The organism is Pseudomonas sp. CC120222-01a (genome assembly GCF_003097235.1).
Lineage (GTDB): Bacteria > Pseudomonadota > Gammaproteobacteria > Pseudomonadales > Pseudomonadaceae > Aquipseudomonas.
Genome location: NZ_QEQQ01000032.1, coordinates 44,015 through 54,557 on the forward strand (window position 1 = coordinate 44,015; position 10,543 = coordinate 54,557).

At 57.7% G+C, this 10,543-nt stretch carries 14 protein-coding genes and 1 pseudogene; all 15 read right to left on the minus strand.

Annotation, left to right across the window (positions count from 1 at the left end):
- Nucleotides 1-260: 260 nt before the first annotated feature.
- Complete coding sequence (locus N430_RS26895) at nt 261-1,034, minus strand: IclR family transcriptional regulator (protein ID WP_110638541.1); 774 nt, start codon at nt 1,032-1,034, stop codon at nt 261-263.
- A gap of 69 nt (nt 1,035-1,103) precedes the next feature.
- Nucleotides 1,104-2,561, minus strand: coding sequence for an amidase (locus tag N430_RS26900; protein WP_110638542.1), 1,458 nt, complete (start codon nt 2,559-2,561; stop codon nt 1,104-1,106).
- Entirely contained in the window at nt 2,558-3,868 is a 1,311-nt protein-coding gene (locus tag N430_RS26905; RefSeq protein ID WP_110638543.1) for a citrate-proton symporter, read from the minus strand. The genes N430_RS26900 and N430_RS26905 overlap by 4 nt, the downstream gene beginning before the upstream one ends.
- A gap of 83 nt (nt 3,869-3,951) precedes the next feature.
- On the minus strand, nt 3,952-5,127 hold the full coding sequence (locus tag N430_RS26910) for a M20 aminoacylase family protein (RefSeq protein ID WP_110638544.1): 1,176 nt from the start codon (nt 5,125-5,127) through the stop codon (nt 3,952-3,954).
- 142 nt (nt 5,128-5,269) lie between these two features.
- Nucleotides 5,270-5,620, minus strand: a complete 351-nt coding sequence (locus tag N430_RS26915) for a hypothetical protein (protein ID WP_110638545.1) — start codon at nt 5,618-5,620, stop codon at nt 5,270-5,272.
- A gap of 172 nt (nt 5,621-5,792) precedes the next feature.
- On the minus strand, nt 5,793-5,915 hold the full coding sequence (locus N430_RS29810; protein ID WP_256592192.1) for a hypothetical protein: 123 nt from the start codon (nt 5,913-5,915) through the stop codon (nt 5,793-5,795).
- Nucleotides 5,916-5,936: 21 nt separating this feature from the next.
- Nucleotides 5,937-6,377: an immunity 22 family protein gene (locus N430_RS26920; protein ID WP_110638546.1), complete on the minus strand. Its 441-nt coding sequence runs from the start codon at nt 6,375-6,377 to the stop codon at nt 5,937-5,939.
- Nucleotides 6,378-6,492: 115 nt separating this feature from the next.
- Nucleotides 6,493-6,861 carry a hypothetical protein gene (locus tag N430_RS26925; protein ID WP_110638547.1) on the minus strand — a complete coding sequence of 123 codons (369 nt, stop codon included), beginning with the start codon at nt 6,859-6,861 and terminating at the stop codon, nt 6,493-6,495.
- A gap of 21 nt (nt 6,862-6,882) precedes the next feature.
- On the minus strand, nt 6,883-7,188 hold the full coding sequence (locus tag N430_RS26930) for a hypothetical protein (RefSeq protein ID WP_110638548.1): 306 nt from the start codon (nt 7,186-7,188) through the stop codon (nt 6,883-6,885).
- Between the two features lie 132 nt (nt 7,189-7,320).
- Nucleotides 7,321-7,926: a DUF1963 domain-containing protein gene (locus N430_RS26935; protein ID WP_110638549.1), complete on the minus strand. Its 606-nt coding sequence runs from the start codon at nt 7,924-7,926 to the stop codon at nt 7,321-7,323.
- 61 nt (nt 7,927-7,987) lie between these two features.
- Nucleotides 7,988-8,476 carry an SMI1/KNR4 family protein gene (locus N430_RS26940; RefSeq protein ID WP_110638550.1) on the minus strand — a complete coding sequence of 163 codons (489 nt, stop codon included), beginning with the start codon at nt 8,474-8,476 and terminating at the stop codon, nt 7,988-7,990.
- A gap of 68 nt (nt 8,477-8,544) precedes the next feature.
- Complete coding sequence (locus N430_RS26945; protein ID WP_133248878.1) at nt 8,545-8,913, minus strand: SMI1/KNR4 family protein; 369 nt, start codon at nt 8,911-8,913, stop codon at nt 8,545-8,547.
- 166 nt (nt 8,914-9,079) lie between these two features.
- The gene (locus tag N430_RS29365; protein WP_133248879.1) at nt 9,080-9,292 is read right to left on the minus strand and encodes a hypothetical protein; all 213 of its coding nucleotides are present in this window, start codon (nt 9,290-9,292) and stop codon (nt 9,080-9,082) included.
- A 153-nt stretch (nt 9,293-9,445) separates the two neighbouring features.
- Nucleotides 9,446-9,895 carry a DUF6386 family protein gene (locus N430_RS26950; protein WP_178083411.1) on the minus strand — a complete coding sequence of 150 codons (450 nt, stop codon included), beginning with the start codon at nt 9,893-9,895 and terminating at the stop codon, nt 9,446-9,448.
- Between the two features lie 322 nt (nt 9,896-10,217).
- Nucleotides 10,218-10,543, minus strand: a pseudogene (locus N430_RS26955) (hypothetical protein); the annotation flags it as partial.

A 10,543-nucleotide genomic window follows, 5' to 3' on the forward strand; every position in this document is an offset into this window, starting at 1 on the left:
ATCGCGGGCAAGCCCGCTCCCACATCTGTTTCGGGCCAATCTCTGCTGTGAAGCCAACAGGGACCGCCTTGTTAGTATGGCGATACATCTCGGTGGGCGCTGATGCCGCTCCACCGCTATCCAGTCATGCACCAGGGCGGATCCTGTTGGCGGCACAGGAGTAATTGGCCCGAAACAGATGTGGGAGCGGGCTTGCCCGCGATGCGCCGCGCGGGCGGCGCTCGATCTCGAATCCGCCCAAAATTTATCGCCAAACACCCCTAACCCACCAACGCATGCTGCACTTCACCCACAGTCGCCGCCAAACTATTCAGGTGCAAACTCAGCACCCGCTCCACCGGCGCCTGATCCAGTGGCCAGTGCAAGGCAATGCTCCCGGCCAACTGCCCCTGCACCCGCACCGGCAAGGCGATCGCCCGGATCAGGAACGGCAAGCGCACCGGATACTCCCAATAACCTTCGGTGCGCTGCCCGAAGCCCTTGTGCGCATCCCCTTCCAGGTCACGCAGCAGCTCTTCACCGCCCACCCGCTCATGCCCAGCCAGGCGCCGTACCTCGTCCACCGCCAACTCCTTCAGGCAGGCCCGGCCCATCGCCGAATGGAACAGGCTGGCATGCTGCCCGACGATCTGGCAATTGTTCGGATAACGCTTGCGCAACACCTGGGGAATCGCGCTTTCCATCACCTCCAGCCGCTCACCGTCGAAGCACGACAGGTCGACCACCAGCCCGGTCCGCTCGCTCAGTTCCAGCAGCAGCGGCGCGGCGCTTTCCACCAGCTGGCGTTTGAAACGCTGCTGGCGGTCGCCGAACAGGCGGCGGGCGCACAGGCGGTAACGCCGGTCGCTCAAGCCGCGGTAGACCCAGCCCTGTTCCTGCAAGGTGGCCAGCATGCGCGAGGCCGTGGCCTTGGGCAGGCCGGTGAGGTAATGCAGCTCCTCCAGCCCCAGGGCCTGGTGCTCGCCAAGCAGTTCGACGATGGCCAGCGCGCGCTCCACCGAGCGCACGCCACCGCTGTCTGTCGCTGTGCCCATGTCTCCGACCTCCCTGTCTGTGCGTGGATGGTCATCATGCCCAGCAAGATACGGGCCGGGCCAGCCCTTTCAGCGTGCCAACAGGCTCGGCGGCGGGCGCCGTTCCACCCAGCGGGTCAGCTGTTCATGGGCGTAGGCCAGCTGCAGCACGGCATGGTCGGCCTGGGCCGGGCCTATGATCTGCAGGCCCGTGGGCAACCCAGCGGCATTGAAACCGACCGGCACGCTCATGCTCGGCAGGCCGGCCAGGGTCGGCCCGATCACTACCTCCATCCAGCGGTGGTAGGTGTCCATTGCCCGTCCCCCAACTTGCTTCGGCCACGCCTCGGCTGCGTCGAAAGGGAACACCTGGGCCGAGGGCAACAGCAGGAAATCGTAACGCTCGAACAGGCTGATCAACGCCTGGTACCACGCGCTGCGGTCCACTGATGCCTGATAGACAGCGGCGGCGCTGAGCTGCAAGCCGCCCTCCACTTCCCACTGCGCCTCGGGCTTGAGCAGCGCCCGCTTGCCCGGGTCGGCATAGGCCGCCGCCAGGCTGCCGTGCACCAGGAAGTGGCGGTGGGTGAGCCAGCATTGCCACAACCGGGCCTGGTCGAACGCGGGCTGGCAGGCCTCGACTTCACAGCCAAGCTCGGCGAAATCGGCCAGGGCCGCCTCGCACAGGCCCAGTACGCCGTCCTCCATCGGCAGATAGCCGTCGTAGTCACCCAGCCAGCCGATCCGTGCGCCCTTGAAGTCACGCTGCAGCCCGGCCGCGAAATCCCGCCCGCCGTCATTGAGCGACAGTGGCACCCGCCGATCATGCCCGGCCTGCACCGTCAGCAAGCGGGCGACATCGGTGACGCTGCGCCCCATCGGGCCCTCGGTGGCCAGCTGCTGCACGAACAGCTCCGGCGTCGGCCCGTAAGGCACCCGCCCCAGCGATGGGCGCAGACCGAACACGTTGTTGAACGCCGCCGGGTTGCGCAGCGAGCCCATCATGTCGCTGCCATCGGCCACTGGCAGCAAGCGCATGGCCAGCGCCGCCGCCGCACCGCCGCTGCTGCCACCGGCCACGCGGCTGTGGTCGTAGGCGTTGGTGGTGGTGCCGAACAGTGTGTTGTAGCTCTGCGAGCCCAGGCCGAACTCCGGCACGTTGCTCTTGCCGATGATGATCGCCCCGCTCGCCCGCACCCGCGCCACGCTGATGGCGTCGTGTGCCGGCACCTGCTCGGCGAACAGCGGCGAGCCCAGGGTGGTGCGCAGCCCGGCCGTAGCGGCCAGGTCTTTGATTGCCTGGGGCATGCCGTGCATCCAGCCTCGGGACTGGCCACGCGCCAGTTCACGGTCGCAGGCGTCGGCCTCGGCCAGCAATTCATCGGCGCCGCGCAGCGACACCAGCGCATTGACCTGCGGGTTGCATCGTTCGATATGGCCCAGGTAAGCCTGCATCACCTCGCGGCACGCCACCTGGCGGGCATGAATGGCCCGGGACAGGGCCTCGGCGTCGAGGGCGACGATCGGGTCGATAGCTAACGCGTTCACGGTTTCACTCCAAGGTTGTAGGCGACGGCCTTGCCGGCGCGCGGTGCTTCTTTCAGGCAATAGGTGCCGAGCAGGGTCAGCAGGCAGGCGAACAGCACGTAGAACGACGGCGCCACTGGCGTGCCAAGCACCTTGGTAAGCCAGGTGACAATCAGCGGGGCAAAGCCGCCGAACACCATCACCGCCACGTTGTAGGCCACCGACACCCCGGTGGAGCGCACCTCGACCGGGAACTGCTCGGCCAGGGCGGTCGGCGCAGGGCCAAAGAAGCCGCCGATGGCGCTGCACAACAGCAGCTGCATCACCAGCAGGCGCTCGATCGACGGCGCCGCGGCCACCCACACATACAGCGGGTAGACCATGACGAAGAACGCCAGGGTGAAGGCCATCAGCACCGGCCGCCGGCCGAGCCGGTCCGACAGCGCGCCGGCCAGGGGAATGACCACGGTCATCAGGCCCACGGCGAGCATCTGCACCAGCAGCACCTGGTCCAGCGGCAGGCCAAGGTTCTTGTGGGCGAAGGTCGGCATGTTCACCAGCACAACGTAGAACGACACCGTCGCGCCACAGGCCAGGCCCATCGACACCAACAGGGCGCGGCGGTGCTCACGCAGTACCTGGCCCAGGCTCGGCGCCTGGCCCTTGGCCTGCTTGCGTGCCTCCAGAAACTCCTCGGGTTCTTCCATGTGCTTGCGAATCCACAGCCCCACCGGGCCGATCAGCAGCCCGAGCACGAACGGGATCCGCCAACCCCAGCTGTCCAGCGCCTCAGGCGTGCACAGGTGGGTGACCAGCGCGACCATCGCCGCCCCGGAGAACACCGCCAGGCACTGCCCCACCAACTGCCACGAGCCATACAGGCCCTTGCGGTTGGCCGGCGCGCTCTCCACCAGGAACGCCGTGGCACTGGCGTACTCACCGCCAGTGGCAAAACCCTGCAGCATGCGTGCGACCACGATCAGCAACGGCGCGCCCATGCCGATGGCCAGATAGTTGGGGGCGAAGGCGATCATGGCGATCGACACCGTCATCAGGCGGATGATCAGCTGCATCGCTGCCTTGCGCCCCTTGCGGTCGGAATACACCCCCAACAGCACACCACCCACCGGGCGCATGAAAAAGCCCACGCCAAAGGTGGCCAGGGCCATCAACAGCGAACTGTATTCATCGTCCGAAGGGAAGAACTGGCGGGCGATGATGCTCGCCAGAAAGCCGTACACGATAAAGTCATACCACTCCAACGCATTGCCGATGACCGCCGCGACCACTTGCCGGGTACGCGACGCGCCTGTATTGGAAATCTGCATGCGGAACACTCCATCTTCTGTTCAAGTGATCACCCAGGCGCAGCCGCGCCCGGGTTCCAGCGGCAGTCGTCAATACAGGGGAGTCAGGCCGGCTTGAGCCAGCTCTCGGCCATGGCGCCCCAGTAGGCGGCGCCTGTCAGCAGGATGTCGTCGTTGAAGTCGTAGGCCGGGTTGTGCACCATCGGCCGCTGCACCCCGTTGCCGATGAACAGGTAGGCGCCCGGGCAGCGCTGCAGCATCCAGGCGAAGTCCTCGCTGCCCATCAGCTTGCGGGTGTTGCCGTCGACCTTGTCGGCGCCCAGCAGCGCTTCGCCGACCTGCTGGGCGAAGGCGTTTTCCGCAGCATGGTTGACCAGCACCGGGTAGGCCGGGCGGTGCTCGATGCTGGCCGTGCAGCCAAAGCTTTCGGCCTGGCTGACGATGATCGCCCGCACCCGCTCCAGGGTCTGCGCCCGCACCTGGGCATCCAGCGCCCGCAGGCTCAGGCGCAGCAGCGCCTGCTGCGGAATCACGTTGGCCGCCTCACCCGCCTGCAGCGCGCCAACCGTGACCACCGCCGCCTCCTGGGCATCGATATTTCGTGCCACCACGGTCTGCAGCGCCATCACCACACTGGCCGCCGCCACCAACGGGTCGACCGTCAGGTGCGGCATCGACCCATGGCCGCCGACGCCCTCGATGGTTACCGTCAAAAGGTCCTGCGAGGCCATCATCGGCCCCTCACGGAAGCCCAAATGCCCTGCCGGCAACCCCGGCATGTTGTGCATGCCGAACAGCGCATCACAGGGGAAGCGCTCCAGCAGCCCATCGGCGAGCATCGCCTCGGCCCCGCCCTGGCCCTCCTCGGCCGGCTGGAAGATCAACGTCAGCGTGCCATCGAACTGCCGCGTCGCCGCCAGGTAGCGCGCCGCACCCAGCAGCATGGTGGTGTGGCCGTCGTGGCCGCAGGCGTGCATGCAGCCCTGGTGGCGGCTGCTGTAGGCGGCGCCGGTGGCCTCGTGGATCGGCAACGCGTCCATGTCGGCGCGCAGGCCCAGCTTGCGCGGGCTGCTGCCATTGCGCAGCACCCCGACCACACCGGTCTTGCCAATGCCGGTGTGCACCTCGTAGCCCCACTGCTGCAGCAGCGTGGCGACCAGGGCCGAGGTGCGGCTTTCTTCGAAACCGAGTTCAGGGTGAGCGTGGATATCGTGGCGGATGGCGTGCAGGTCGCTGGCCACGTCGTTGAGCCAGGCCAGGATGTGCTGGTGTTGCTGCATGGGGAATCTCCTCGCGCGGGTGGGTCCCGTTCTTGTTGTTCGCTTTGAGATCACGACGAGAAAGGCAGGTCGTGCTTGGCGACAGATAAGCGCGAGTGGCGAGGGAGTACAAACGAATGTGGTTCCGCGTAGTGGAACCGCTTTAGAAAAAGTGATTGTAGATCGCGTAGCCACCAGCCAGAACCCAGAAGTTCAGGATGATCATGGAGAGGCTTCGCCCTTCATAGATATGACTCCATGGCACCACATGGACCAGCTTCTCTGGCGGTACGCTTTTCAGGTAACGGTGGCGGATGATGAAGTAGACGATGCTGATGACCGGGTAGATGTAGACGGCTATCAATACGGCATTGAGGCCGGCAAAAAGCGCCAGGAACGCTGGTGTTAAGAGGTACGCGCACTTTACCCAGAAATCCATTTCCACGAGGTGCTCGTGCACTACACCGCCGGGATGCGGTGGCTTTTTCTTGCGTTTGGTCGTCCCTGCGGGCATTTGAAACTCCGTTTGAGCTCAGGTCATTTCAAGGGCTGGCGCGATCCCTGTAGGAGCGGGCTTGCCCCGCGAACACAGGCGAAGCCTGTGCCATCCAACACGTTTTTTCACCGGCAACTCGGCGATGCTGCAATGCACCCCGACCGTGTCACGTCACATACTCAGTCCGTATTCAATCGTAAATACCTTGACCCTGCTCTCCATCAACGGGTCTGGTGAGTGCATCCTTGTAGTGGTGGAAATGCTCACTGAACAGTTCGGAAAAAACAGCATCTACAAATGCCTGGTCACTCATGGTCAACTTCCTGTCTACGCCCTAATTACCTTCGAACAGCCCAATATAGCGCAAGCCATTGTAGTGCTCTTTCAATGGTGTCGAAATATTCAAGCTTCCGTCAGAATACCAGAACATTGCATTCATCTTCACAATGCCGAGCCTGGCGCACATGGCTTTGACCCTGCCCCACTCGCTTGCATCGATTGCGGACTCGCCCAGCATGGCGTCAATCTCCACCAATACTGGCTTGCGTGGAATGATGCCGATGAAATCCTCGTCATACCAGCGTTCGCCAACATCGGCACAAAACTGACAGACTGGGTATTGGGGGTCGTCAATTTCATAATCGCTTGAGTAGTCGATTTCAAAGTATTTCAGGTATTCTTTTTCGTCGGTGAAATTCACGCCTAGCCAGAGGTGGACCCTGTTAAAACGATCAACATCGTATTTATCTACGATCTCACCTTGTGCGTCAATCATCCTCTGAGCCTCAATTTTAATTCAACGAAATCCGGAATATCTATCGATCGATGCCACTGGCAATCACCACCCGCTTGAAATAAGCCTACGCACCAGCGAAAGCAACCATCAAGGCTTAGCAAGGAAAGATTCCTGCTTTATAGCTGGCAAGTAACTGATCGCAGTGAGAAGACACAAGACCTTTTGCCAGAGCATCAGCAATCAAACCGATATCATCACAGACGTAAGCGGCAATGTCAGCGTCTTCGGTGAGGCGAAACATGGCCTTGAATCCAAACTCCCTCAACGAGGCAACATCAGCTTCGGCCATCGGGTTTTGATAGCTCATTTCACGCAGGGCTTCAAATGCACTTCCCCAGGCATTGTCAAAAGCAGCTCTCTCACGCTTATCGAGCAAGGCCTCCCAGTCTTCAACACCTGCTGCAATAGCCTCAAAGAAGCCTTTGCCATGGATCAGATGTGTGAACGCAGCCAAGTCTTTCACCCGCTTAAGCTCCTCTCATCCTTAGTCAAGAAAATCGTCATGCTCGTGGTAATGTAGGACAGCGCCTATATATTCATCAAGACTTGGCTGCACAGGCCGCTGATCAAGAATTGAAATGATATCGACAAGCGTAGGGCACTCAACGAATGACTTCTTTGTCTTCTCTAGATCTATTGCTTCAAGTTCAGTCTCTGCGATGTAGTAATCCGCATTCTTCAGAAAATCGCCAAACTGCACGACCTTGTCGCGCTCAACAAAAATCCACCCCGTCAATGGAAGACTATCAAGCTCATTCGAAAGCGCGGAAAAGCCTCTATAAAATCTCATAAAACCTCATAATCGTTTAGCTTTATCAGTCGACAGCGGAGAGCGCTGGGCTTGCATGCCACAGCCTTCAATTGAGTCAAATTAACACCACCCCTTGCCAATACCGCCATTCCTAAAGCAACCAAAACCCTGTCATGCCGCCTGAACAAAAAAGCAGCCGTCGGCCAACTCACCACCCAACTGCTTGTTAATCAGCAAATAACCCGTAGCGTCGCTCAGGTATAATGCATCTTTAAAAGGCTCGGGAAAGTCCGACGAATATACCTGACAAAAAAAGCTGAAACTGTCTGACAACGTTGAAAATACCCGCTGCCCGACTGGCGTAGTTTCGTATACCATGGAGGACGTGCTCATTTCTCCCTCAGCCACTGAAACCTCGTCAAAATCAGCATGCGCAAGAGGAATTGATGGCCTTGGCGACTGGATAGCCACCTCTACAACTGAATGAACAACATAGGTATAAGAGGGGCACCCTCTTTTCAGTTGCACCTCATCGATAGTGATCGAGTCGAGAAAATAATCATCCGGATCGTAGGTAGAAAAAACATGCAAATACCCCTGTGACGGAAGGTCCACTCGGTTCAACCGCTGACTTGCAGCCTTACAGTCAATGCTGAAAAGAAGCAGAAGGTCCTGGCCGTCCGGGTTTTTGGGCCATACAGAGACATAGGCCCTGTCACCACCAAAACTAAACGGCAAGCCCTCGCCGGAGGCTGAGATTATTCTTCGCACACGCATGCGTAGCTCCTTGGCTGTTGAACCGGCTGCAATCAAAACGCATTAATATAGCTGAAGGTGCTTACTTGTCATCATCGTTCCCAAGCTCTCGAATCGCCTGCCTTATGCTGTCAACGTAAAATACTTCAAAACTCTGATATATTATCTTTTTATGTTTATCCCTTTTAAAAGAGAGCTCAGTCTCAATAATTACGGGCTCGCCAGTTGCGCCAATGATTGATGTATCGATAGAGTAAATTGGTCCGTAGCCTGAAGCCTTTACAACAATCATTGTCTCATCGGCATCACCACTTGAGCGTGCGTTTGCTGTCGCAAATACCACGTTGGGTATCGATGTTCCTTCCACGCCACTATTGGTGACCCCGTAGTAGGTATCGCCTGCGAACGATAAGGCCCCATACTTTTTGAGAAAGCACTTGTAAGACAAAGGAAATGCAAGCCCCAAGGCCCTTTCAAATTCCTCTATCTTTTCTTCAGTAACAGCGCCGACGGACGCCAACTCTTCGCCACTCGCACCCATTTCCAACTCAAGAATATCTATATAGCTCACATACCCTCCCGACAAACGCTGACGCCATGCTCCTGGCACATGGAGTCAATCTACCATACTCCCCGACATCATTCTTCCTCTATATACGCCAATAACTCCATCATTGATTTGAATCGTTCACATCCAGCAAGAGAGCCGCTACCTGAATCCACAAGCACTAACCCAGATGCCCCGTCCCTATCGATGAGGATCAACCGACCACCGGAGTCGTCACCCACGGCAACCATGCCATTAAAATGTTCATCGACCTGGAAGGTGGCATTACGCTCTTCAATATCAACTGTCGAGTAAATTAGCACCTGATCGTTCAAAAGTGCACCATTGCGCTGGCGCCAGAAATCAACAAGCCATGAATCAACGTCGAGTTGAAGCCTCATGCATACTGCTTTAATTTCCTCCAATGTTGCCATTCCACCGCACGCTGAATATTTGATCATCCAGTGAACACCTCTAACTAAATTTGGCCACCACATTGAGGGCGCAGATTACCACCCGAACGCGATGATGGAATCATTTTTTCACGATCAACAATGTAAATCCCAAGCTGACCATTTACACCCAGAAGCTTCGCCTTGTTATTTTAACGCACTCTAAGAGTTTATTTTAAAGGCCTATGAATCCCGGAAAAAACCCCCTTGACAAATCCCAGCTATCCACTGTATCTCGGTAGTTCTTAATGCGCAAAATGATTTTTTCGGGATCACCTACCATGCCACAAAGCTCATGGCGATGAATTAAATCCAAGTCTGCGCTTGGTGACAGGTTGTCTTTAATCACCTGCGCACCGATATTTGAATAACTCTCAGATAGCTCCATGAGTTTTGCGCCTGTGTTTCCCGGGGTCCCGAATATTGCAGAAAGCATGTGCTTCTTTACAGGCCGAGCATTCGGAACTGCAGCATCAGCAGAAATTATACTCGAGAAAATGCCCTTTATATTTCTTATGGATACAAAATAACCTCCAGAATCTTAAATTGCGAGCCTGATCGAATCAGTAAAACGATTAGCGGACTCGCTGGAGGGCGAGGATGCTAGGAAAATTACTCCTTTCTCGACCTTGTAGCTCATTAAATAATTACCTGCTTCGATATCATGGAAAAAACCCTGCACTGAACCGGAACCATCAGGCTCTAGCCCTCCTCCAGAAGTATCTTCGCCAGCTCCGACAAACACACGCCCGGTAGGGACCTTCAAGTAGATACCACCGCTCGCCGCATCTAACTGCTCTACAATCTTTACTTGATATTTACCATCTTCACCCAGATTCAGGAAAGCAATATTCCCTTCGTTCATTTCTAGAATCTCATCACTTTGAATACTCCACCAATCAAAGGTATCAGCTAACCGGTGATGTATTGCCTGTAGGTCAAAAACAACCAACGTCGCAGTATCAGTAATTACAGCAAATTCGCGAGTCATGGTCTACCCCCATATTAATTCACTGATTATATCGCCAGGTATAAGCCCGGCACGTCTGCCGGCACCTTTAAGTGAGCCACCTACACTCTTATTAATGGTTTCATTAAGCATTTGCAAGCGCTGAGTGGCAGACCCACCAACAATCAAATCCACGGGGTGACCAGCATTCAACCTTGAAAGATTGGGTGCCTGTCCGAACACTCTTTCAAAACGATCAGTGACTGCTTTTCGACATGACGCTTGAACAGAAGAAATTCGAACATCATGCGTGGCTCTTGCTCGAACAATCCTGATAACGCTCGACCTGGGCCAGGGTGTTTCACCACAGGTACTTGGACTTGTAGGTCGCATCGATGATGGTGTGCGGCAGGCCTTCACCGCTGTTGAGGTACTCGGTCATCTGGCCGAGGGCGTCGAATTCGGCGAGCAGGTTGCCCTTGTCGTCGTAACGTGCGCGCCAGGTGCTGCCGTCCGGGTAGCTGACCTGGGTCACCAACGTGGTCAGGTGGTGGTATTCGTACTGGATCTTGCGGCCCAGCGGGTCGGTTTCTTCGAGCAGGCGGGCATATTCGTCGTACTTGAAGGTCAGGCGGTTACCGTCCGGCAGGTCGAGGCCGACCATGTTGCCGTTCTCGTCCAGCGCGATGG

Coding starts and splice junctions, on each gene's coding strand:
- N430_RS26895 (WP_110638541.1), bottom strand. CDS start 1,034: ATGGGCACAGCGACAGACAGCGGTGGCGTGCGCTCGGTGGAGCGCGCG.
- N430_RS26905 (WP_110638543.1), bottom strand. CDS start 3,868: ATGCAGATTTCCAATACAGGCGCGTCGCGTACCCGGCAAGTGGTCGCG.
- N430_RS26910 (WP_110638544.1), bottom strand. CDS start 5,127: ATGCAGCAACACCAGCACATCCTGGCCTGGCTCAACGACGTGGCCAGC.
- N430_RS26915 (WP_110638545.1), bottom strand. CDS start 5,620: ATGCCCGCAGGGACGACCAAACGCAAGAAAAAGCCACCGCATCCCGGC.
- N430_RS29810 (WP_256592192.1), bottom strand. CDS start 5,915: ATGAGTGACCAGGCATTTGTAGATGCTGTTTTTTCCGAACTGTTCAGT.
- N430_RS26920 (WP_110638546.1), bottom strand. CDS start 6,377: ATGATTGACGCACAAGGTGAGATCGTAGATAAATACGATGTTGATCGT.
- N430_RS26930 (WP_110638548.1), bottom strand. CDS start 7,188: ATGAGATTTTATAGAGGCTTTTCCGCGCTTTCGAATGAGCTTGATAGT.
- N430_RS26935 (WP_110638549.1), bottom strand. CDS start 7,926: ATGCGTGTGCGAAGAATAATCTCAGCCTCCGGCGAGGGCTTGCCGTTT.
- N430_RS26945 (WP_133248878.1), bottom strand. CDS start 8,913: ATGATCAAATATTCAGCGTGCGGTGGAATGGCAACATTGGAGGAAATT.
- N430_RS29365 (WP_133248879.1), bottom strand. CDS start 9,292: ATGGAGCTATCTGAGAGTTATTCAAATATCGGTGCGCAGGTGATTAAA.
- N430_RS26950 (WP_178083411.1), bottom strand. CDS start 9,895: ATGACTCGCGAATTTGCTGTAATTACTGATACTGCGACGTTGGTTGTT.